This is a genomic window from Bacillus mobilis (assembly GCF_001884045.1).
GTDB classification, from domain to species: domain Bacteria; phylum Bacillota; class Bacilli; order Bacillales; family Bacillaceae_G; genus Bacillus_A; species Bacillus_A mobilis.
The window spans coordinates 1-22118 of sequence record NZ_MACF01000117.1; the positions used below are offsets into that span (position 1 = coordinate 1).

At 34.2% G+C, this 22118-nt stretch carries 21 protein-coding genes; 18 read left to right on the forward strand and 3 right to left on the reverse strand.

What is annotated here, in order from left to right; translation table 11 throughout:
• A partial coding sequence (locus tag BAQ44_RS18930; RefSeq protein ID WP_282957288.1) for an exosporium glycoprotein BclB-related protein occupies positions 1–603 on the forward strand: 603 nt, incomplete at its 5' end.
• Between the two features lie 606 nt (positions 604–1209).
• On the opposite strand, the gene BAQ44_RS18935 is transcribed toward BAQ44_RS18930, so the two are convergent.
• A complete protein-coding gene (locus BAQ44_RS18935) occupies positions 1210–1842 on the reverse strand; it encodes a cupin domain-containing protein (protein WP_061679243.1) in 633 nt (210 codons plus the stop codon).
• 225 nt (positions 1843–2067) lie between these two features.
• Between BAQ44_RS18935 and BAQ44_RS18940 the strand changes: the two genes are divergently transcribed.
• The 3 genes from BAQ44_RS18940 to BAQ44_RS18950 all read left to right on the forward strand — a co-directional run bounded on the left by BAQ44_RS18940 (position 2068) and on the right by BAQ44_RS18950 (position 5841).
• Positions 2068–3600 carry an SMI1/KNR4 family protein gene (locus BAQ44_RS18940; RefSeq protein ID WP_071722944.1) on the forward strand — a complete coding sequence of 511 codons (1533 nt, stop codon included), beginning with the start codon at positions 2068–2070 and terminating at the stop codon, positions 3598–3600.
• An 83-nt stretch (positions 3601–3683) separates the two neighbouring features.
• Positions 3684–4994, forward strand: coding sequence for a phytoene desaturase family protein (locus BAQ44_RS18945; RefSeq protein WP_071722946.1), 1311 nt, complete (start codon positions 3684–3686; stop codon positions 4992–4994).
• Complete coding sequence (locus BAQ44_RS18950) at positions 4972–5841, forward strand: sigma-70 family RNA polymerase sigma factor (RefSeq protein ID WP_071722948.1); 870 nt, start codon at positions 4972–4974, stop codon at positions 5839–5841. The genes BAQ44_RS18945 and BAQ44_RS18950 overlap by 23 nt, the downstream gene beginning before the upstream one ends.
• Before the next feature lie 35 nt (positions 5842–5876).
• Here BAQ44_RS18950 and BAQ44_RS31155 read toward each other — a convergent pair whose 3' ends face one another.
• A complete protein-coding gene (locus tag BAQ44_RS31155) occupies positions 5877–6035 on the reverse strand; it encodes a hypothetical protein (protein ID WP_001100983.1) in 159 nt (52 codons plus the stop codon).
• A gap of 303 nt (positions 6036–6338) precedes the next feature.
• Here BAQ44_RS31155 and BAQ44_RS18960 point away from each other — a divergent pair, with 303 nt between their 5' ends.
• The 4 genes from BAQ44_RS18960 (at position 6339) to BAQ44_RS18975 (ending at position 10448) form a co-directional block, all read left to right on the forward strand.
• On the forward strand, positions 6339–6932 hold the full coding sequence (locus BAQ44_RS18960) for an O-methyltransferase (protein ID WP_071722951.1): 594 nt from the start codon (positions 6339–6341) through the stop codon (positions 6930–6932).
• Between the two features lie 303 nt (positions 6933–7235).
• On the forward strand, positions 7236–8348 hold the full coding sequence (locus BAQ44_RS18965; RefSeq protein WP_071722979.1) for a toxic anion resistance protein: 1113 nt from the start codon (positions 7236–7238) through the stop codon (positions 8346–8348).
• A 24-nt stretch (positions 8349–8372) separates the two neighbouring features.
• Positions 8373–9206 (forward strand): DUF3974 domain-containing protein, encoded by an 834-nt coding sequence (locus BAQ44_RS18970; RefSeq protein ID WP_071722952.1) that lies wholly within the window; start codon positions 8373–8375, stop codon positions 9204–9206.
• A gap of 267 nt (positions 9207–9473) precedes the next feature.
• The gene (locus tag BAQ44_RS18975) at positions 9474–10448 is read left to right on the forward strand and encodes a hypothetical protein (RefSeq protein WP_249024745.1); all 975 of its coding nucleotides are present in this window, start codon (positions 9474–9476) and stop codon (positions 10446–10448) included.
• A gap of 67 nt (positions 10449–10515) precedes the next feature.
• Here the strand turns inward: BAQ44_RS18975 and BAQ44_RS18980 are convergent, their stop codons facing one another.
• On the reverse strand, positions 10516–12075 hold the full coding sequence (locus BAQ44_RS18980; protein ID WP_071722954.1) for a glycoside hydrolase family 10-like protein: 1560 nt from the start codon (positions 12073–12075) through the stop codon (positions 10516–10518).
• Positions 12076–12301: 226 nt separating this feature from the next.
• Between BAQ44_RS18980 and BAQ44_RS18985 the strand changes: the two genes are divergently transcribed.
• From BAQ44_RS18985 to BAQ44_RS19030, 10 genes are all read left to right on the forward strand, one after another.
• On the forward strand, positions 12302–12607 hold the full coding sequence (locus tag BAQ44_RS18985; protein ID WP_063261053.1) for a PTS sugar transporter subunit IIB: 306 nt from the start codon (positions 12302–12304) through the stop codon (positions 12605–12607).
• 11 nt (positions 12608–12618) lie between these two features.
• A complete protein-coding gene (locus BAQ44_RS18990) occupies positions 12619–13902 on the forward strand; it encodes a PTS sugar transporter subunit IIC (RefSeq protein WP_063261052.1) in 1284 nt (427 codons plus the stop codon).
• An 80-nt stretch (positions 13903–13982) separates the two neighbouring features.
• The gene (locus BAQ44_RS18995) at positions 13983–14249 is read left to right on the forward strand and encodes a hypothetical protein (RefSeq protein ID WP_063261051.1); all 267 of its coding nucleotides are present in this window, start codon (positions 13983–13985) and stop codon (positions 14247–14249) included.
• Positions 14250–14270: 21 nt separating this feature from the next.
• Positions 14271–15422 (forward strand): anhydro-N-acetylmuramic acid kinase AnmK, encoded by a 1152-nt coding sequence (gene anmK / locus BAQ44_RS19000; protein WP_071722983.1) that lies wholly within the window; start codon positions 14271–14273, stop codon positions 15420–15422.
• A gap of 18 nt (positions 15423–15440) precedes the next feature.
• The gene (locus tag BAQ44_RS19005; RefSeq protein ID WP_071722956.1) at positions 15441–16340 is read left to right on the forward strand and encodes a BadF/BadG/BcrA/BcrD ATPase family protein; all 900 of its coding nucleotides are present in this window, start codon (positions 15441–15443) and stop codon (positions 16338–16340) included.
• A gap of 132 nt (positions 16341–16472) precedes the next feature.
• Positions 16473–17021, forward strand: coding sequence for a glycerol-3-phosphate 1-O-acyltransferase PlsY (gene plsY, locus BAQ44_RS19010; protein WP_071722958.1), 549 nt, complete (start codon positions 16473–16475; stop codon positions 17019–17021).
• 69 nt (positions 17022–17090) lie between these two features.
• Positions 17091–18674 carry an aminotransferase class V-fold PLP-dependent enzyme gene (locus BAQ44_RS19015; protein ID WP_071722960.1) on the forward strand — a complete coding sequence of 528 codons (1584 nt, stop codon included), beginning with the start codon at positions 17091–17093 and terminating at the stop codon, positions 18672–18674.
• Between the two features lie 106 nt (positions 18675–18780).
• Positions 18781–19782: a bifunctional threonine ammonia-lyase/L-serine ammonia-lyase TdcB gene (tdcB, locus tag BAQ44_RS19020; RefSeq protein ID WP_063261047.1), complete on the forward strand. Its 1002-nt coding sequence runs from the start codon at positions 18781–18783 to the stop codon at positions 19780–19782.
• 393 nt (positions 19783–20175) lie between these two features.
• On the forward strand, positions 20176–20646 hold the full coding sequence (locus BAQ44_RS19025) for a MarR family transcriptional regulator (RefSeq protein WP_061676301.1): 471 nt from the start codon (positions 20176–20178) through the stop codon (positions 20644–20646).
• 156 nt (positions 20647–20802) lie between these two features.
• Positions 20803–22038 carry an MFS transporter gene (locus tag BAQ44_RS19030; protein ID WP_071722962.1) on the forward strand — a complete coding sequence of 412 codons (1236 nt, stop codon included), beginning with the start codon at positions 20803–20805 and terminating at the stop codon, positions 22036–22038.
• Positions 22039–22118 lie beyond the last annotated feature (80 nt).

Sequence of the window (22118 nt, forward strand, 5' to 3'; positions counted from 1 at the left end):
GGTCCGACAGGAGCAACAGGTCCAACGGGAGACACAGGTCCGACAGGAGCAACAGGTCCAACGGGAGATACAGGCCCGACGGGAGCAACTGGCTCAACGGGAGCAACTGGTGGCGGAGCTATTATTCCATTCGCTTCAGGTACAACACCATCTGCATTAGTTAATGCATTAATAGCTAATACAGGAACCCTTCTTGGATTTGGATTTAGTCAGCCTGGCGCAGCCTTAACAGGTGGAACTGATATCACATTATCTTTAGGGATAGGTGATTATGCATTTGTAGCACCGCGAGATGGGGTTATTACGTCATTAGCAGGTTTCTTTAGTGCAACAGCTGCATTGGCTCCATTAGCACCTGTTCAAGTTCAGATGCAAATATTAATTGCACCTGCAGCAAGTAATACGTTTACAGTTCAAGGAGCGCCTCTATTATTAACACCAGCATTTGCTACAATAGCTATTTTTGATACAGCATCAGGCATCGTACCTGAAGCTATACCAGTAGCTGCTGGAGATAAAATACTACTGTATGTTTCGTTAACAGCAGCAAGTCCAGTAGCTGCAGTAGCTGGATTTGTAAGTGCAGGTATTAATATCGTCTAATTTGTTACAATGTCTGTTTGAAATTTGAACTGGCATTTGTATATAGCCCTTCCTAATTTTATTAGGGAGGGCTATATTTTATGGAAAGATAGCTGATAAATCAATTGAAAAATTACCCTGTAATAAGTTGGTATATTAGGAAAAATTCATGATTTATATATTATTGTTTATGAAATCATTTGTAAGATTTCTGGAAATTTTCTCTCAATAAAAAAGATGAATTCTATTAAAAATAGAATTCATCTTTTTTATTGAGAGTGTTGACATGTTATTATACAGATCAATAATAAACTATTTGTTTTTATTGCAGTTACATCCTTTTTTCTTTACATATCCTTGCTCGGCTAAATCTCTTTGTAATTGGGAATTGGAAGATTGAGAATTCGAAGACTGAGAGGATGTTGATGAACTACTATTTTTATTATGAGAGTAGTTTTTTCGATAGTTATAATTACTCATAGTACTATCACCTCCAATTAAATATATAAATATTATATGTATGTACTCTATTAATTGTTACGCTAAAAATAGGAATGGAGTGTAAACAATAAAAAATCTCCTACGTATTTTCCAAGGAGATTTTTTATTGTTTATTCATGATATAAATTAATATCCCCAGTAAAGAGGGAAATAATATGAATCTTGATAATATAAATTTTGTTGTGGACTAGGAGGCTGTGTTGGTGGGTTTATCATTCCGCGGTTTTGATTACAGTTTGCTGAAGGACCAATTACTGTAGTGGATTGAATAGGGGATACCGCTTGTTTCCATTGTTGTTCATCAAGGCAGTAAGTATGAGCCATCAAATTTGCGGGAGTTAATCTTAAAATATCAGAACCAAAAATAACTTCTGGGGTTGGGGCGTCGAAAATAGCTAATAAATGAGTACTATCTGTTGTAGCAATTTCATAATGCCACCACGCTTTTGGAATGTTGGCAACTTGCCCTGGTTTTATCGGTAAGTTTAATATTTGATTTGTAAAAGGGTTCAGTATAGAAACAACAGCAGATCCTGAAATACAGTAAACAAGTTCAGCTGCATTTTGATGAATATGCGGCTCTACAACATTTCCAGTACTTAAATAAATATCTAGTAAAGAAGTATTTTCTAACGTATTTAATTGTTTCACGCCAAGTACGTTTATATAATTTTGGGCATCTTTTTTAAAAAAATTACTTTTACTTAAATCATAGGTGAAATTAGTTGAGGGGGAAGTGTAGTCGATACTAGAAGTCATTTGTATTACCCGCCTTTCTTATATTTTCATGCAATTTGAATTTAAGATATGAGTCTAGTTATTGAAATGTGAAAGTGCTGCTGCTCTTGGTTTGTAAAGTGATAAAATTGTTCGTTGGTATGCAATATAATTACAACAGTTTCATTGCGAAAAAAGGTGCATTTAATTACAATTAATGTAAAATACGGCACTTTTTTAATTTGTATTATAAGGGGAGTACAGAAAATGAATCAAACTATTTTAAAAGAGTTGGAAGTTGAATTAAAAAATTACTTTAAACCGTTTTTGAATGCGCCTGCAACAATAGAAGAAATTCAAGATGCTGAAAATGAAATGGGAATTGCGTTTCCAGATGAATTACGTAATCTTTATCTTGCACATAACGGTGAGGATAAATCAGGACCAGGGTTATTTTTTGGTTTGCCATTTCTTTCATTAAATCAAGTTTTGGATGAGTGGAGAATATGGAAAAGAATTGAAGAGGATGATTTTTTAAATTTTGATGCATTTTCAATACCAACAGAATGTATTAAGGAAAGATATGTGAATCACAATTGGATACCTATTAGTAAAGATTATGGCGGTAACAATATAGGAATAGATGTTGATCCAGATGAAAAGGGAGAAGTGGGGCAAGTTATTAATTTTGGACGAGATGAAGAAGTAAAATATGTAATTGCGAATAGAATTTCAGACTTGTTACTATTTATTTTACAAACGCTAAAAAATAAAAATTTCACCATTCACCAAGAAGAAGACTATGTATATTGGAGTTATGGTGCTAACAATAATATACACTTTTTAGACGCTTTATTTAATATTGAATTACCTGTTTTACATCCTCAATTTATATTTCAATCTGAAAATAACATTCATGATTGGTACGATAGTTTAGATGAGAATTGGAGAAATATAGTGGGTCCACCTGAGTGTGCAGGTAAGTTTATTAGAGAGAAGCGATTATATTTAGGTGGAAATGGATTAGTAGATATTAGTCCGTTACAGATGTGTACGGAAGTGAGAGAACTAATTTTATCTGGAAATGAAATTAAAGATTTAACAGGATTAGAACGAGTAGATTCTTTAAAGAAGTTGTATTTAGTAAATAACCCGGTTCAAGATTTAACGCCATTATTACGTTTGCAGCACTTACAAGAAATGAATATAAAGAATACGAAGATAAATAATCTATCGGAACTTGTAGAAATATCATCATTAAAAAAATTAGATATTTCACATACTAGTATTCAAGACTTTTCGTTGCTACCGAAGTTTCAAAATTTAGAATCTCTTACAGTACATATTTCAAATTGTGAGCAGCTCTATGCGATTTCGAAAGTAGATAATTTAAAGCATTTATATATTTTAAGTTTAGAGAATGTTAGTGAATTGGATTTGCTTGTTTTGCAGAATTTAAAAAAACTAATAACAATTGAATTTGAAAATAGCATCATTGCTAATTTAAATTGCTTAAAACACAATTCGTCAATTCAAAATATAAAGTTGACAGATACAAAAGTAAAGGATGGAGCCGCATTAGGGAAAATGAAAGGACTAATAGAATTAGAATTAGATGGCACAACAATTGATAACCTTGAAACAATTTGTTGTTCTCATTCATTAAAAATATTTACAGGATCGTTTGAACAATTTTATAAGTTAAAAGACTCATTTGATAGGAAAATAGATTTTTCAAAAATAATAGGAGGGATGAGTGAAGAAGAAAGTGAAATTTGGCACCAGCATGTAATGGATTAGAAAATAAATTATGTATCACTGAATGTCACATCCCTCGTTAATCGTTCGTCTTGTATGTAGAATGGATAAGGAGGGATTTTGTTATGAAAAATTTGGATGTAGTAATTGTTGGTGGTGGGCTTGCTGGATTAACAGCATCTATATATTTAGCGAAAGCTGGAAGGAAAGTTATTGTATTAGAAAAGTCCAGTCACTTCGGTGGTCGAGGGATGACTAAAAATAATAATGGCATTTGTATGAATCTTGGTGCACGTGCTTTATATAGAGGTGGAGAAGCGTTTATAACTTTTAATGAGCTAGGTGTAAATCTTCCAGGTGGAATCCCATCTACAAAAGCACATGGAATATGGAAAGGGGATATTTTTACCATTCCAACAGATTTTCGCTCAATTTTATCAACACCGTTACTTTCATGGTCTGCAAAAGTACAGTTCTCTCGTCTTATGATTCATTTAGGAAAATTAGAAGTAGGAAAAGTTCCGAAAATGAGCCTAACTACATGGGCAGAAAATGAAATTAAAGATCCAATGGTTCGAAATATATTTTATGCATTATGCCGAACAACAACATATACGTATGCTCCTACAATACAATTAGCATCTTCAGTATTAAAGCAAATACAGCTTTCAATGAAAGAAGGAGTACTTTATGTAGATGGTGGTTGGGAAACGATAATAAAAAATTTAAGGGATATTGCAAGTACTAGTGGTGTGCAATTTCTAGCTAAAAAGAATGTGTTGAAAATAGAGTATTGTGAAGGGAAACAAAGAATACAATGTTTTGACAATGAAGTATTTGAAGCAGGTGCGGTCATTGTAACAACTCCACCGAAAGAAGCTTGTAAAATTATAAAAGGTGCAGAGAGAACAAGTTTGCAAAAATGGAGTGAACAATCTATACAAGTGACCGCGGCAGCATTAGATATTGGTTTAAAACATCTACCGAATCCTTTACATCATTTTGCATTGGGATTAGATCAGCCTATATTTTTCACAAATCAATCGAGAGCAGCTAAATTAAGTGAAGATGGATCAATTGCAGTGAGTCTAATTAAGTATCACAATCCTGTGCTAGAGCTGAATCATATTCAAGAAGATAAAGAACAGTTAGAAAATACAATGGAATTGTTACATCCGAATTGGAAAAGAGAAGTTGTTGCACAGCAATATTTACCGAAAATATCGGTAGTACATGATTTTCTTCATATTGACCGTGTTGAAAACCCTGGCCCTAATATACCTGAAATGCCAGGTGTTTATGTTGCAGGAGATTGGGTTGGGCATGATGAAATATTAGCTGATGCTGCGGTAGCAAGCGGAAAACGTGCAGCGTTACACATTTTAACGCAATTCGAAAGTGAGGCAGTTCATCATGGAAGCGGAGCAATTATATGAAACGTATCAATCATTATTATTTTCGTTAGCATACAGAATCCTTGGGAGTGTTATGGATGCCGAAGATATCGTCCATGACGTATTTATATCGCTTAATAATATGGAGGACGTTCAAGTTATAGAAAATATGAGAGCCTATTTATGTAAAATGGTAACAAACCGCTCAATTGATAAATTACGTTCGGCAGCACATAAACGTAACGTATATGTCGGAATGTGGTTGCCAGAACCATTTGTGGAAGAGATTAATGATCCATCAGAGTCATTTGTAATGAAAGAATCAATTTCTACAGCATATTTATTACTTTTACAACAATTGACTGAGGTAGAGAGGGTTGTTTTCATATTAAGAGAGGTTTTTAGTTATGATTACGAAGAAATCGCTTCAATTGTTGATAAGAGTAGTGTGAACTGCCGAAAAATCTTTCAACGTGCACGAAAAAGTATTTTGGATAAGCCGAAGCAGTCAAAGTTAAGTACGAAGAAGATGGCTGCTTATGTGGAGAAATTTGTATCATCATTGCAGTGTGGGGATGCGCAAGGCATGTTAGAAGTATTAAAAACAGATGTGATATTAAAAGCTGATGGTGGTGGTAAAGCTACAACTGCAATCCATCCAATCTATTCTGCAGATAGAATTATACGTTTATTCTTTGGAATTGGGAAGAAGTTCCCGGAAGAGTACAATGTTGATTATAAGATAGTAAATGGTGCCCCAGGCGTTATTGTTAAAGTAAATAATAAAGTGACTTATGTGCTTTCATTTTCATTTGAGAATGGGAAAATCTCAAACATTTATATGATGGTTAATCCTGAAAAACTTATGCACTTAAATGTAACAGTATAAAAAAAGACGCATTTCTTTAGAAGTGCGTCTTTTTTTTATTTCTCTAACATTTCAAGAGGTACATCTTTTTCGCCGGCTACCTCAAATTTAATTTCCCCATCTTCTTCATAAATACGTGAAATAATCGGTATAGTAATCATTAATTTTTTATGCTGTTTTCGTTTTCGAGCAGCATCTAAGCTAATCACGTTCATTGTAAGCATCCTTTCTTCTAGAAATATATAAACAAAAGAAAATGCGTCCGGAAAGGGCGCTTAATTGAATTTGAAATACCGATTCATTTAATTGGGGTTTATATGATTTAACAACTGCAATTGAATTAAAAATAGTATGAATGGAATAATTGCACGTAGAAATTAACTTTACCAAAAAACGAAACAATATGCTATAAAAAAATTTAAATCTTTATCGTATAACGAGAAAAAGATTTTCGTTTCGCATATAATGAAAGTAGACGGGCAGCAAGAGCTTTTTCATCATATTGCTTTGGAAAGGCGATGAAAAAAATGGATACGTTAGATTCATTATTATTTCAACTTGAACAATATGGAGAAGAGCATGATCGAAATAAAAAAACACGGGAAGAAAAATTACGAAATATTTCTCGTGAAATGGGGCAATTTTTATCAATTTTAGTAAAAGGGTGTAGTGCAAAAAACATTTTAGAAATTGGAACTTCTAATGGCTATTCTACATTGTGGTTAGCTAACGCGGTAGAAGAAACAAATGGAAGTGTAACGACTGTAGAGCTTTCTTCGGAACGAGTTGGAGAGGCACTTGTCAATTTTGAAAAGGTAAACCTTTTGCAAAGGATTGATGTTCATAATCAAGAAGCAGGGGTATTTTTAGATTCGCAACTAGACAATTCATTTGATTTTATTTTCCTAGATTCAGAGCGTACGCAATACATGTGGTGGCTTGAGCATATAAAACGCATTTTACAACCAAAGGGTTTTCTTGTTGTTGATAATGCTACTTCTCATGCGAGTGAGTTAGCCGAGTTTATAAACATGATTGAAGAAGATGAAATGTTTGAAACAGTGTTATTAGCATTTCAAAATGGAGCATTCGTAGCGCGCAAGAATAAATAGGAGTGAGCGCAATATAATTATCACATTGAAAAAGGGTGTATGTCAAAAGATTGCGTACAGTAGGATAAGAAGAACATAATTTATATACGTAATATATGAAGAATCCGCCTTCAGCATGTCGTTCTCTAGGTCTTAAGTCTGAGGAAAATTATGTTGAATACAGGTATACTTATAGTAAGAAACAGGGAATGACTGCATATGCAGGTATTTCTTGAAAAATCGGTTTCAAACAAGTGGAATTCGATGAATGAGATGAAATATAGTGCATATAAATTCGCACATATAAATAAAGGAGCGATTTTGTTGACTGAACTCGAGAAAAAAGAACCTGTATCGATTGTGAAAGATAATAATGTAGAAGTAATGGTTGATACAGTTATAAAAGATGCAGAATTAGAAGAACTGAATAAAGAAGCTGATCTTTATGTACAAAAGTTAAATAGCGAACAAAATACAGATTTATCAAAAGTATTGTCTCAGCTAGGAGATTTAGGAGATAAAGAGCAACAAGCAGCAGGACAAACGTTGTCAGCATTAAAACGTCCTGTAACAGCGATGATGAATGGGAAGAACGAAGAAATTCCAAATACATTGTTAGAATTACGAAAAGTGGTATCAGAACTTGATCCGAATTCCTTAAAAGCAAGTGGTATGAAGAAAATTATGTTTAAAGTATTCAAGAAAAATCCACTTGAAACATACGTGCATAAATATCAATCTATAGATAAGCAAATTGAGGAGATTATAAGATCCCTTCTAATTGGTCGTGACAACTTACAAGAAGATACAGTTGGTCTTGAAATGCTTAAAGAGCAATCGCACGATAAAATTCACGCTCTTGATAAGCAAGTATACTTAGGTAGAAAACTTGCTGGCATGCTGGAAGCTGAGAAACAAAATCCAGAACGTCAAAGAGATATTCCATTAATTAACGATGCATTAGAAAAGATTCTAGTGCGTACACGTAATATGCAGCAAGCGAAAAGTGTTTTATTACAATCTATCGCATCTGTAGATATTATTAAGAAAAATAATGAAAAGTTAACAGAGGCAATTCGTAATGCCATTACAATGACGCAAAACGTTGTAACAGTTTCAGCTGCTATTCAGCTAGCATTAACAAATCAGCGTAAAACAATTGATGCAGTGAATGCGACAAATGAAGCAATTGAATCTATGGTATTAAGTAACTCACAAGCATTAAAACAAAATACAGAAGAAACAACAAAACTGCTTGAAAATCCTGCAATTAGCATGGATAAATTACGCGAATCATTCCAAAATGTGTTTGCTGCGATTGAAGCTTCTGAGAAATCATCAGAACGCATTATCGAGTCAAGTAAGAAGTTTGTTATTGAACTAGATACATTTAATGATGAAATGAAACAAAAACTCATTCAGCGTCCAAGGAAATAACGGACTTTTAGAGGAGGTGAAAAAATGAGTTTCATTCAAACCGTATTAGTACTATTAGGTACATTGCTTTTAATCGCATTTACTGTCGTTGTTTTAGTTGTATATTTCGGACGTAAACTGTATTTTTCATGGACGAAACCATATAAAAGAGCACATGATTCTTTAGATAAGTTATCGAATAAATCATTACCGTTTCTACAAGAATTTACACAACATCCGCTCTTTTATCGCTGGATTCGTACAGAAGGAAAGAAAGAACAGTATACATTAAACACTCTTTTCTGTGCATCGGGTCAACGTACGAGAGAGCAAGTATTCTCAATGTTACCGAAAGAAAAACAGAAAAAAGTACATGTAATGGCAAAAACAACGAAAAAACTTACAAATGAAGATATTGATGTAGCGGCGATGAAAGTAAAAGATTTTTTAAGACAAGAAACGCAGCAAACAGTAAAACCGACAGACTTATCGTTTTATAAATTGTATTTTTATGATCGATATCCAGATGCATTAAATACAATTCAAGCGTATAAGCGCTCAATAAATCCTTCATTACAACGAACGGTTGATGATATTACAATTTCAGTATTAAATGCCTTGCCGTATTATCAGGAGCAGCGTATGTTTGAGCAACAGCATAAACTTGAAACATTTTTAATGAAAGATTTAACAGCTATGCTAACGTTAGTCGTACAATTACCACCTTCACAACGACCAGAAAAAGAAGAAGAACTAAAAATCTACTTACAAAATTTCCAAAAAGAAATGGAAGTAGTCGAGCGAGATATTCGTGATTCGATTGATCACGATTTGAATGTGAAGATGAGAGCAGCGACTGAGAAGTTTAAGAATAAGTAAGGGAGATTTCCTTGGAAGAGTTGGCACGTCCAGCTTTTTTGAGGGAATCTCTTTTTTGTTAGAAAGTATCCTGCAATCAGAAATTACAGAATTAGTTGAAGTATTAATAAGTAAGTAACCCCCTTTTTTTATGATTGTATAATTGTTATACTGACAAATGTTGAAAATGTAAGATTCTATAAGAAACTCGTTTAAATAGGCGGAATCATGTATAGATAACTAGAATGGGTCTTGCGAAATACATAGGTGGGGGAGTACATAAAAATAATGGATACTTTGTTAATGTTTATTGGGATGATTGCTTTAATTGGAGCGATCGTATTTTTCATTGCGATGATAGGAACTTTAATTATAAAGAAATATCGTTCGCGCTTGAAAAAATTTGCTATTATTTTCGGTTCATGTTTATCTGTGCTTATTGTTTCTTTAACATTAAGTCATATTTTTTATCCAATAACTGCGGAACAACAAGCTGAAATGGATAAAAAAGCTGAAGAAAAGAAACAATTAGCAGCTAAAAAAGAAGAGAAACAGAAAGCTGAAAAAGCAAAAGTAGAAGAAGAAAAAAATGCTGAAAAGGCGAAGAAAGAAAAAGAGAAGCAATTAGCAGCTGAAGAAAAGAAAAAGGCAGCAGCTGAAAAAGCAGAAGAAGAAGAAAAGAAGATGAAACAAAAAGAAGAAGCAGATAGGTTGAAAGTAGAAGAAGAGCAACGTAAGAAGGAAGAGTTAGAAAAGAAAAAAGCAGAAGAAGAGCAACGTAAAAAAGAAGAGGAAGAAAAGAAGAAAATAGAAGAAGAGCAACGCAAGAAAGAAGAGGAAGAGAAAAAGAAAGCAGAAGCAGAGGCACGTAAGGCAGAAACACAACAAAAGGTGTTGGAATCAAATTATAGATCTGCATATGCTACTCATAGTAAAAAACTAACAGATTCTTTAAATCAGACAGGAAATCTATTAGTAAATAATAAAATTGGTAATGAAGAATGGACGATTAAATTAGCTGCGAGTCTAATTATGTTACAAGATGTAACTGAAAATCCACCAAACGCTCAAGTACCTGACAAATTCAAAGAAGTTAATAGTTTATATTTGCAGGCTTTAGAGAAATTTAATCAATCTGCGAAGTTAACCCCAGAAGCTTTGGATGAAGGAAATACAAATAAAATGCAAAGAGCTACAAATTTAATGAATGATGGTGGAGAAATTCTTAAAAGTGCGAACTCTTTATTAAAAGAAATTATGTAGTTTAATTTATAAATGATAATATAAAAACTACCTATTCATAAATGAATAGGTAGTTTTTTGTTGTATACTATTTTGCTTTTATAGTGGTCTTACTAGAAGGAGCACTTTCATTATGCAATCGATCAACTGCAGTTACTACATACGTGTACGTCTCTCCAGAAATAGCTGTTTTATCTATATAAATTTCTCCAAGCTTTGTTTTTCTTATAGTAGTGAGTAAATGTTTTGGATTTTCTATATCCACTTCATTTTTCCCCTTTACACGGTAAATGGCGTAATAAGCAGAGTCATTCTCTCTATCATCAATGATACCTACAGCAATACCTTCATTTCTTGGAATGGCCCCTTTTAAAGTTGGTTGTTTTGGTGGCTCATGATCAAGCCAAGGCATAGGCGGAATAAGTGCAGGGTGTTTATATATGTCTTTTGCGAGTCTATCTTTAACCCCTAGCGGATTGTTATTAATATCTTTTAAGCTAAAATGCATACTACCTTTTATTTCAGGATATAACCGGTTCAATGCAATTTGTCTTGGATATTCTTCTGGATCATACCAAGCGGGGACAGAGTTGTTATTAATTTTATAAGTCGCCTGACCGATGTATAGGTGAATCGGTTTATTATTTGTTTCTTTTACCCACCAATCTACTAATATGTCATATGCAGCTGGTGTGAAACCAATATTCCAGTAAATTTGCGGTGTAATGTAATCAATGTATTCTTTTTGTATCCACTCACGTGTATCAGCGTAAAGGTCATCATAGTTTCTTTGACCTGCGGTAGTGTTAGAGCCAGTTGGATCATCGGCTATATTTCGCCATACGCCAAACGGACTTATACCAAACTTTACATATGATTTTTCTTGTTTTATAGCAGTATTTAAATCTTTGACAAGTTCATTTACATTGCCACGTCGCCAATCTTCTATATTTGTAAATCTACCGTTATTATAGGTTTCGTACGTTTTTTGATCGGGGAATTCTTCACCTGCTACTTTATATGGATAAAAATAATCATCCATATGTATCGCATCAACATCGTAATTTTGCACGATTTCTAAAGCACCTTCAGTTATAAATTTTTTCACTTCTGGAATACCAGGATTGTAATATAATTTTCCGCCATAAGGTACAACCCAATCCGGATGTTGCCTTGCAGGATGATTATTTGATAATCGATTTATATCAGTGTGATTCATCGTTATTCGGTACGGATTAATCCATGCGTGGAATTCTATATTTCTTTTATGAGCTTCTTCAATCATAAATGCGAGCGGGTCGTATCCAGGATCTCTTCCTTGTGTACCTGTAATGTATTCAGACCAAGGACCGTAATGGGAAGGGTAAAAAGCATCAGCAGTTGGTTTTATTTGTACAACGACTGCATTCATACCGGTGTTTTTTACATCTTCTAATAATCTAATAAATTCTTGTTTTTGATTTTCGATGGGTAAGCCAGTTTTTGAGGGCCAATCAATATTAAGAACAGATGCAATCCATACAGCACGTAATTCATGTTTTTTGTACGTAGCATTTACTTCAGCGTAAGTAGAGTGAGGGGGAATGAAAGAGAAAGGAATAAAAAAGATGGCGATACAACATATCATTAATAAACGTTTAACAATCATTTATACGCCTCCCTATTATATCGTTAACTAATATGATATCCGAGGTGAGGTTGTTCTTACAATTGAGAAAAATACATATTGAAACATTAATTTAATAGGAAAAATATTTTTAGTGAAATTTACTTTCATCATAACTAAATTCTTTCACTTCTTCATATGCTTGTTAGTAAAGTGAAACTTCCTTTCATTCGAAGGGGCTAATTTATAAGTATAGGAGGATTAATAAATGAAGGTTTTATTCGTTTGTTCTGGAGGAATGTCCAGTGCAATTGTTGTAAACGCTTTAAAAAAAGAAGCGGAGAAAAAAGGGGTAAACATGGAAGTGCATGCGATTGGAACAAATGAGGTAGAAGAAGAAGTGAAGAATGGCTGGGATGTTGTAATGGTTGCACCTCAAGTAAGACATCGATTCGATTCAGTTAAAAAATTTGCAGAAGAGGAATCTATTCCGTGTGGTATCATTCCGCCGCAAGCATATACACCGCTTGGCGGACCAACTTTATTAAAAACTGTAAATGAATTAATTAGTTAGGGGGAAGCGTTATGAATAAGTTTGTCACGTTTCTTGATAAAAACTTATCTGGACCGATGGCAAGGCTTTCTGAACAGAGGCATTTACAAGCAATCCGTGATGGAGTTATTTCAGCGTTACCATTTATTATAGTAGGAAGTTTCTTTTTAATCGTAGCATTTCCACCATTACCGAAAGATAGTTTCATATCCGTTTGGGCATTAAAAAATCAAACAAGTATATTAATACCATATCGTTTAACGATGTTTATTATGTCGTTATATATAGCATTTGGAATAGGATATAATTTAGCGAAAAGTTATAAGCTAGATGCTTTATCAGGGGCACAGCTTGCAGTATGTTCCTTGCTATTAACGTTAACGCCTGAATTAATTGATAAAAAAGGTTTTATGCTTCCTATGACAAATCTCGGAGGTCATGGATTATTCGTGACGATGATTGTTTCTATTTTATCAGTTGAGATTTTAAGATTTTGTAAGAAGAAAAACGTAACGATCAAAATGCCAGAACAAGTACCACCGTCAGTAGCGCGTTCGTTTGAAGCACTTATACCTGCGGCTTTCGTTATTATTATTATGAGCATTATTACTGTCGTTTTTAAAGTAGATGTACATTACGTTGTGGATAAATTAGCAGCACCATTAGTTAAAGCTGGTGATAGTTACTTTGGCGTTATTATACCAGTATTTTTAATTACATTTTTCTGGTCTTTCGGGATACACGGTGTATCCGTTGTAGGTACTGTGGCGAGACCACTTTGGGATGTATATTTAGGGAAGAACGGTGAAGCTGTAGCAAGTGGCGCGAGTCATTTTCCATTCATTGCACCAGAGCCATTTTATCAATGGTTTATTTGGATTGGTGGTTCGGGCGCAACGCTAGGACTTGTATTAGCTATGATTGTTTTTGGTAGATCAAAATATTCGAAAGCATTATCGAGAAGTTGTATTGTGCCTGGAATTTTTAACATTAATGAACCAGTCATTTTTGGTTTACCAATTGTCCTAAATCCAATCTTAATTATTCCTTTCGTTATTACACCACTAGTAACAGCTACTATAGCATATTCTGCAACTGCAATGGGATTTGTAACACCAACACATATTATGCCGCCGTGGACACTACCAGCTCCAATTGGTGCATATTTAGCTACAGGAGGAGATTGGCGTGCAGTTGTATTAGTTTTAATAAATATAGCAATATCATTCCTTATTTATCTACCATTCTTTAAAATGTACGACAAAAATATGGTTGAAATTGAAAAGAGTGGAAACGGAGAATCTGTTAATCCGTGATTTTTAAACTGTCTTTATGAGTGATAGGTATTTTGCCTATCACTTCTTTCACATGTAGTCCAGGGAGAGGGTGAAATGGAATGAATATAAAATTTAGTTATAAAGGTGTATTTTTATTACTATTTGGAGTGATATGTGCGAATTTACTATTTGTACCTTTATTAAGAATGCTAAATTTATCTCAAATGCATAGTATATGGCTCGTTACAAGCATTGCGGCAAGTATTTTGCTTACAGTAGTTGTTTCTTTTATTGATGGATCATTTGCATCAAAGCCTCAGTTGTTTTTTAGATTTATAATATTTTTAATTGGTTGTACGTTTGTAACTTACATGATTGTTTTTTAGTAAGGGGAGGTTATGCATGTTATGTATATTGCAGGGGTAATGTCCGGTACATCGTTAGATGGAATAGACGTAGCACTCGTTCGTATAGAAGGGAGTGGTGTAGCGTCTAAGGTCAAACCTATACATTTTACTACTGTGCCATTTTGTAATGATATGAAAAATGAGATCCAGCAGGCATTATCAATAGAAAATTCAAATGTACAACTTATATGCAGTTTAAATTTCAAACTCGGTTTATGCTTCGCAGGTGCTGTAAAGGAAGTTTGTAAAGAGGCCAAATTTCCTTTGGGACAATTAGATGTAATTGGTTCTCACGGACAAACGATTTATCATCAGCCAAAGCAAGATGGTACTATGATTCCTTCCACATTACAAATTGGAGAACCAGCAGTAATTGCATATGAAACGAAAACGACAGTTATTTCTAATTTTCGAACGATGGATATGGCAGCAGGGGGACAAGGTGCACCACTTGTACCATATTCAGAGATTATTTTGTATCGTCACCAAACTAAAAATAGACTACTACAAAATATTGGCGGGATCAGTAATGTTACCGTAATACCAAGTCAACTAAGTGATAAGAGCGTAATAGCATTTGATACAGGCCCAGGTAATATGGTAATGGATGAAGTATGTCAAAGGTTATTTCAGTTGCCATATGATCAAAATGGTAAGGTTGCAAAACAAGGAGTAGTTGTGGAAGAAATTTTGACATATTGTATGAGTCATCCATTTTTGAAAATGAATCCACCGAAATCAACTGGTAGAGAACAGTTTGGAGAAGAATTTGTAAGTGAATTATTGAAGCGGTTTGAAAAGCATAGTAAAGAAAATATATTGACGACTGTCACGATGTTTACTGCAAGTTCAATTGTTTATCATTATAAGGAGTTTATTTTACCGTATTATGAAATTGATGAGGTAGTTCTAGGTGGTGGCGGAAGTTATAATGATACACTTGTAGAAATGATACGGCATGGATTGAAAGAAGAAAAATGTACATTATTCCTTCAGGAGGATATAGGCTATTCTTCAGAAGCGAAAGAAGCAATCGCATTTGCTATTTTAGCAAATGAAACATATCATCGTAATCCGAGTAATGTGCCGAGCGCAACAGGTGCAATGCAATCTGTAGTTTTAGGGAATATAACATTCCCTCCAATAAGATGATGAAAATGAGGCGAACATATGAAGTACATGATTGGAATAGACGGCGGGGGAACGAAGACAGAAGCAATTGCATTTGATAAAGACGGAAATGAACTTGTAAGAGCTACAAGTGGTTTTGGGAATATATTAATAGATTTTGAAGAAGCTTTTGTGCATATTACGGAAGTGATTGATCAATGCCAGAAAGGATTATTAAATGGGCATTGCGTTTGTATTTGTTTAGGGTTAGCGGGGGTAAGTGGAATAAATACGGGTGAATTAACAGTACGTTTAAAAAAGAAGTACGGAACAAAAATTGAAGTTTTAAATGATGCAATGATTGCACATGCAGCTGCTTTAAAAGGGAAGGATGGAATTTTAACGATTGGCGGTACAGGTGCAATTTGTATTGGAAAGAAAGGAGAAGTGTACAAGTATAGTGGTGGATGGGGACATATTTTAGGAGATGAAGGAAGCGGATATTGGATTGCGTTACAAGGTTTAAAGAGAATGGCAAATCAATTTGATCAAGGAGTTACACTTTGTCCATTAAGCTTAAGGATTCAAGACGAGTTTCAACTATTAATATCGTCTCATATAAAACAAATAGTATATAGTTTTTCAAAAGATAAAGTTGCAGCAATTGCACCGCTAATTATTGAGGAAGCGAGAAATGGGAATGATGATGCACATAAAATTATTCTACAAGCGGCTAAGGAATTAACAAGAATTACGGTGAATATTTACAATAAGATGCAGTTTAATTTATCTGCTTCAATTGCAGTAAGTGGCAGCATACTGCGTTTCGTTCCTGAAATATATGCTGAATTTAAGAAATGCTGCGAGAAAAGTATAGGAGATGTTACGTTTGTATCACAATCAGAACCAGCAGTGAAAGGAAGCTATTATTTAATGAAGAATATATATTTTAAAAAATAGCTGCATGAGAATTTTTGTATGATTTGTAAATATATGATGTTAAAATATATAAAGGGATGTGGATAAAAAAGTACAATATACATAGTTCTTGAATATTGTATATGTATTCCCATGTAGAAAGTGAATGATTATATGATTAATAGTATGCAATTTTTGTATTTGGTGGTTTCTTATTTATTTGGAAACATATTGACCGCTTATATAGTAACGAAATGGAGACATAACGTCGATATACGGGATGAAGGAAGCGGTAATCCTGGTGCAAGAAATATGGGGCGCGTATATGGAAAAGGATATTTCATCGCTACATTTTTAGGTGATGCAATTAAAGGGGCAATCGTAGTTTCTATTGCAAAATACCTTTTTGGAGATTCTATATTTGTAATGTTAGCTTTATTAGCTGTTTTACTTGGACATATTTATCCAATTGTATTTAAAGGCAAGGGCGGAAAAGGCATATCAACATTTATTGGAGGGTTAATCGCATTTGATTATTTGATAGCGCTTACCCTTGTTGCTGTTTTTATTATATTTTATTTAATCTTTAAAGGATTTACTAAGCCGGGGTTAATTACAATCGCTTGTTTACCAGTTTGCATGATTTTATATTCTTACTCAATTGTTACGACTATTTTAAGTGCTCTTATCATTGTACTTATTTTATATGTAAATCGAGAATGAAACGAACTTTTAATAAGTGGAGTAAATCTCCACTTATAATTTTTATTAAATACATAAAGGAGAGAAGGCATGGGGTTAATATATAAAGTTGCCGATCAAGATTGGGAATTTGAACGTATACATAAATTGAATTATAAAACATTTGTAGAAGAAATTCCGCAACACGAAGAAACGAAAGAGCGTGTTCGTATTGATCGTTTTCATGATGAAAATACGTATTTAATTTGTTTAGATGACGATAAGTTAGTAGGTATGGTTGCATTGCGAGGAAAACGACCATTCTCATTAGACTATAAAATTGCAAATCTAGATTTGTATTTGCAAGAACATGGAGAACATGTATATGAAATTCGTTTACTTTCAGTAGAACGTGAATACCGAAATGGAAGAGCATTATTAGGTTTAATTCGCTTTTTACATCGTTATTTGCTTCTAAATGGATATGAATTGGCACTCATTTCTGCGACAACACGTGAACTACCTTTATATGAGCAAATGGGATTCAAGTCTTTCCATACGTTAGTTGGTTCAGAAGAAGCAGCCTTTCAGCCAATGTATGTTACACCTGCTATGTTTGAAGAGTCGAGTGTTGGAGGGATAATGACGAAAGAATATACATTTTTACCAGGTCCAGTAGATATTGAAGAAAATGTTCGAAAGGCATTTTCTACTAGGCCTATTTCGCATCGTTCTAAGTCATTTCAAGTGACAATGGAAAATGTGAAAAAACGTTTACTGCAAATGACAAAAGCAAAACGTGTGCAAATATTGTTAGGAACAGGGACGTTAGCAAATGATGCGATTGCTATACAGTTACGTTCTTTAAAAGGGAAAGGACTAGTATTAACAAATGGGGAATTTGGTAATAGATTAGTTGGACATGCAGCACGCGCGCAATTACATTTTGATACGTATAAAAAAGAAATGGGAGAACCGTTTATTTATACCGAATTAGAAAAAATAATGGAAACTGGCAATTATGAATGGCTTTGGTTTGTTCACCATGAAACATCAACTGGAATGTTAAATGATTTAGACGAACTAAACGTTTTATGTAAAAAGTATAAAGTGAAACTATGTGTAGATTGCATTAGCTCAATTGGAGCAATACCGATAGATTTGAATGATGTATATTTTGCAAGTGGTGTTAGTGGAAAGGCAATTAAATCGTTTACTGGATTATCTTTCGTTTTTTATAATCACAATGTGAAAGTAAATGAGGCATTACCGGCCTATATGGACATTGGCATGTACGAAGAAAATGACAGTATTCCATATTCTCATTCATGGAATTTAATGTATGCATTGCAAGAAGCCTTAAAAAGATTTGATGATGAAAAGGCATTTGAAAAAATAAAAGAGACGTATGCATATATTGAACAAGCTATAACTACTATGGGTTTAAAACTTGTTTCACCTAAAGAACATGCTGCGGCAATCATACTTACCATTCAATTAAAAGAAGGTCAGTCTTCTAAAGATGTAGGCGATGCGTTGGCGTTACAAGGATATATCGTCCATTATGAATCAGCGTATTTACAAAAGAATAACTGGATCCAAATTGCATGCCTGAATCATTACAAAGAACGTGATATGAAGAGGATGTTGAATTGTTTGCATATGTGTACTTTAAAGAATAACGTACATATATGAGAAATGGTTTTTTAACGTAGTTGGTTGCGTATAATGGGGTTATTACTTACGAAAACTTAGGAATGAGACAAACAGTAGATTATAAATCATTAGAAGAGGTGTTAGTATGATAACTGAAAAGCTACCATTACATATAGCAGACATTAAAAAAGCTCAAAACATTTTAGACAGAAATGCTCGTAAAACGCCACTAGTAAAATCATTTTATTTGACTAGTAAAACAGGCGGAGAAATTCACTTGAAATTAGAAAATATGCAATTAACGGGTTCTTTTAAATTCCGTGGTGCATTTAATAAAATGTCACAGCTGACAGATCAGGAAAAAGAGAGAGGAGTAATCGCTTGTTCCGCTGGTAATCATGCGCAAGGAGTCGCTTTATCTGCTCATTTACTTGGTATTAAGAGTAAAATTGTGATGCCGATTTCTGCCCCTCAGGCGAAAGTTGAAGCAACTAGAGGATATGGATCAGAAGTGATTTTATATGGTGAAACTTTTGATGATGCGAAGGCAAAATGTGAGGAGATTATTAGGGAAACAGGCGAAACATACTTACATCCATATGATGATGTAGAGGTAATGGCTGGTCAAGGTACAATTGGTTTGGACATTCTTGATGATATGTGGGATGTTGATACTGTCATTGTACCAATTGGCGGTGGTGGAATTATTTCTGGAATTGCTGTAGCATTAAAATCTTTTAATCCATCCATTAATATTATTGGTGTCCAAGCAGATAATGTTCATGGGATGAAGGCTTCTTATGACAAAGGTACGATTGTAGAACATTATGAGGCACCTACTATAGCAGATGGTTGCGCAGTTAAAATACCAGGCGATTTAACTTTTGAAATAGTAAAAGAATTAGTAGATGATATTGTAACTGTATCAGAAGGTGAATTAGAAGTAGCGATGAAAGACTTATTACAACGCGGTAAAGCTGTTGTAGAAGGGGCTGGCGCATTAGCTACTGCTGCTCTACTTGCAGGGAAAGTGGATCCATATATTAAAGGGAAAAAGGTAGTCGCGGTTATATCTGGTGGAAACGTAGACTTGCAGCGCATTTCCAGTGTTTGTGAGCAATTTTTTGTAGCCAATGAAGTGAAATAGTATTTAAAAAACATAAAGTGAAACTTTAATCAGTGGGGGGTTTCTTCATCCCCCACTGATTATCAGCCCTCACCAATCGGACTTTAATGGGCAGTTGATCCCCACCTAACTTCTTTGCTTTCGCTGAATTTTGAGGTGGGGGTCTTACTGCCCATTAAAGCGGGATAAATTTTATGGAATAAGAGCTAAGACAACTAATCTTAGCTCTTATTTTTTATCTACCGTGTAGGGCATGTTATAATACACATGTTTTATTTTCCGTATAGTGAATTATTATATTTTATCGTCTACTTTCATAGATAGCTCAAATAATTATATCAATATTGTCGAAACGGAAACAGAAATTTAATATAATGGTTTTAAAGTATGAATGAGCTGTTAGGAGGAAAGACCATGAACAAGGAAGAACAGGTCATGAACGGTTTCAGGGAATTATATAATAAGATGGTTTGGCTTAATAAGGATAAAATGGAAGAAGGTCTTAAAGGTTTTAAGTCTTCTGAAGTACATTGTATTGAATACATTGAAAACAATGCCGATTCTAACGTGACACAACTTGCAGAGGCTTTTTATGTGACTCGCGGTGCAATAAGTAGAATGACTAAGAAGCTCATAAACAAAGGCCTTATCGAAAGTTACCAGAAATCAGAGAATAAAAAAGAAATCTATTTTAGGCTTACTGAACAAGGGAAAGAAATATATATAATTCACGAGGAGTTGCACAATGAGTTTCAACAGCGGGATAAAGCTGTATTTGAGCAAGTAACCGAGGCGGAATTCGATAGTATTATTAACTTCGTGGAAAAGTATAGTAGGCATCTGGATGCAGAAATAAAGAAACAAGGTATACATATTAAGTCGTAAATTTCCCTGTTAATGTCAGATATATTTAAATAATAAAAAGGTAGCCTTCCCGTGAACAGGCTACCTTTTTATTATTTAATTTTTGTTGACTAATCAACAAAGTGGAGTTATCATTTTGTTGACAAAGCAACAAAATGTTTTGAGAGGAGAAGTTAAATGTCTATATTTAGATCACAAAATGAAATTGAAACTGAAAAAAACATAGATAAACATGCTTTAATATTTGGCCTTATTTCTGTATTTCTTTGTGGTATAGGTTTCAGTATCATCATGCCAGTAGTGCCATTCTTAGTGGAGCCTTATATAAGTAGTCTGGAAGAACAGGCTCTAGTTGTTACGCTACTGACCTCTGTTTATGCGGTCTGCGTGTTTTTCGCGGCTCCTGCACTTGGAGCTTTGAGCGATAAATATGGCCGTCGTCCATTACTTTTAATATGCCTTTTCGGTTCTGCAATTGGGTACTTAGTTTTTGGTATAGGAGGGGCTTTATGGGTACTATTTGCTGGACGCATAATAGAAGGAATAACAGGAGGGAGTATCAGTACAATTTTTGCATATTTTGCAGATATCATCCCTCCAGAACAGAGAACGAAGTACTTTGGATGGGTGAGTGCAGTGGTAGGTGCAGGAACCATTATCGGACCAACTCTTGGGGGATTACTAGCAAAGTTTGGTCATTCTGTACCTTTATATTTTGGAGCGCTTATAACTTTATTAAATGTTCTATATGGGATGAAATATATGCCAGAGAGTCTTGACAAAAATAATAGGTTAAAAGAAATTACTTTTGTAAGGTTAAATCCTTTTGTACAGCTGGCGAACATATTTTCTATGAAAAGTTTAAAATGGTTACTTATCTCAGCGTTTTTACTTTGGATACCTAACGGATCTTTACAAGCAATTTTCACACAATTTACGATGGATACTTTTAGCTGGAAGCCTGCACTAATCGGACTTATGTTTTCGATTATGGGATTTCAAGACATCATTTCACAAGCTTTTATAATGCCAAAGCTTTTAATTAAGCTTAGTGATAAACAAATAGCAATACTTGGGATGGTTTCGGAAATTATTGGCTATAGTTTTATTGCAGCATCTGCTTTATTTTCCTTATATCCTCTTCTAATCGTTGGGATGTTACTGTTTGGTTTTGGTGACTCAATTTTCGGGCCTTCATTCAATGGGATGCTTTCAAAGTCTGTCGATTCTAGTGAACAAGGAAGGATTCAAGGCGGTAGCCAATCTATTCAAGCTTTGGCAAGAATGATTGGTCCAATGATTGGAGGGCAAATCTATGTATCACTTGGTCATGCTGCACCTGCTTTTATGGGGATGATTCTTATAGTAGTGGCAATAGCAGTTTTGTATAGGGGGACGCATGTAACTGTATAAAATACCTGTACTTTTATTGGATTTTTTTATAAAATAACCCCTTTTCTGGAATTTTTCTGAAATTAATTGCAAATCAACTG

Coding starts and splice junctions, on each gene's coding strand:
- BAQ44_RS18960 (WP_071722951.1), top strand. CDS start 6,339: ATGAAAAAAATGGATACGTTAGATTCATTATTATTTCAACTTGAACAA.
- anmK (WP_071722983.1), top strand. CDS start 14,271: ATGTATATTGCAGGGGTAATGTCCGGTACATCGTTAGATGGAATAGAC.
- BAQ44_RS18935 (WP_061679243.1), bottom strand. CDS start 1,842: ATGACTTCTAGTATCGACTACACTTCCCCCTCAACTAATTTCACCTAT.
- BAQ44_RS18975 (WP_249024745.1), top strand. CDS start 9,474: ATGGATACTTTGTTAATGTTTATTGGGATGATTGCTTTAATTGGAGCG.
- BAQ44_RS18940 (WP_071722944.1), top strand. CDS start 2,068: ATGAATCAAACTATTTTAAAAGAGTTGGAAGTTGAATTAAAAAATTAC.
- BAQ44_RS19030 (WP_071722962.1), top strand. CDS start 20,803: ATGTCTATATTTAGATCACAAAATGAAATTGAAACTGAAAAAAACATA.
- BAQ44_RS18970 (WP_071722952.1), top strand. CDS start 8,373: ATGAGTTTCATTCAAACCGTATTAGTACTATTAGGTACATTGCTTTTA.
- plsY (WP_071722958.1), top strand. CDS start 16,473: ATGATTAATAGTATGCAATTTTTGTATTTGGTGGTTTCTTATTTATTT.
- BAQ44_RS31155 (WP_001100983.1), bottom strand. CDS start 6,035: ATGAACGTGATTAGCTTAGATGCTGCTCGAAAACGAAAACAGCATAAA.
- BAQ44_RS18950 (WP_071722948.1), top strand. CDS start 4,972: ATGGAAGCGGAGCAATTATATGAAACGTATCAATCATTATTATTTTCG.
- BAQ44_RS19015 (WP_071722960.1), top strand. CDS start 17,091: ATGGGGTTAATATATAAAGTTGCCGATCAAGATTGGGAATTTGAACGT.
- BAQ44_RS19005 (WP_071722956.1), top strand. CDS start 15,441: ATGAAGTACATGATTGGAATAGACGGCGGGGGAACGAAGACAGAAGCA.
- BAQ44_RS18985 (WP_063261053.1), top strand. CDS start 12,302: ATGAAGGTTTTATTCGTTTGTTCTGGAGGAATGTCCAGTGCAATTGTT.
- BAQ44_RS18945 (WP_071722946.1), top strand. CDS start 3,684: ATGAAAAATTTGGATGTAGTAATTGTTGGTGGTGGGCTTGCTGGATTA.
- BAQ44_RS18980 (WP_071722954.1), bottom strand. CDS start 12,075: ATGATTGTTAAACGTTTATTAATGATATGTTGTATCGCCATCTTTTTT.
- BAQ44_RS18990 (WP_063261052.1), top strand. CDS start 12,619: ATGAATAAGTTTGTCACGTTTCTTGATAAAAACTTATCTGGACCGATG.
- BAQ44_RS18995 (WP_063261051.1), top strand. CDS start 13,983: ATGAATATAAAATTTAGTTATAAAGGTGTATTTTTATTACTATTTGGA.
- BAQ44_RS19025 (WP_061676301.1), top strand. CDS start 20,176: ATGAACAAGGAAGAACAGGTCATGAACGGTTTCAGGGAATTATATAAT.
- tdcB (WP_063261047.1), top strand. CDS start 18,781: ATGATAACTGAAAAGCTACCATTACATATAGCAGACATTAAAAAAGCT.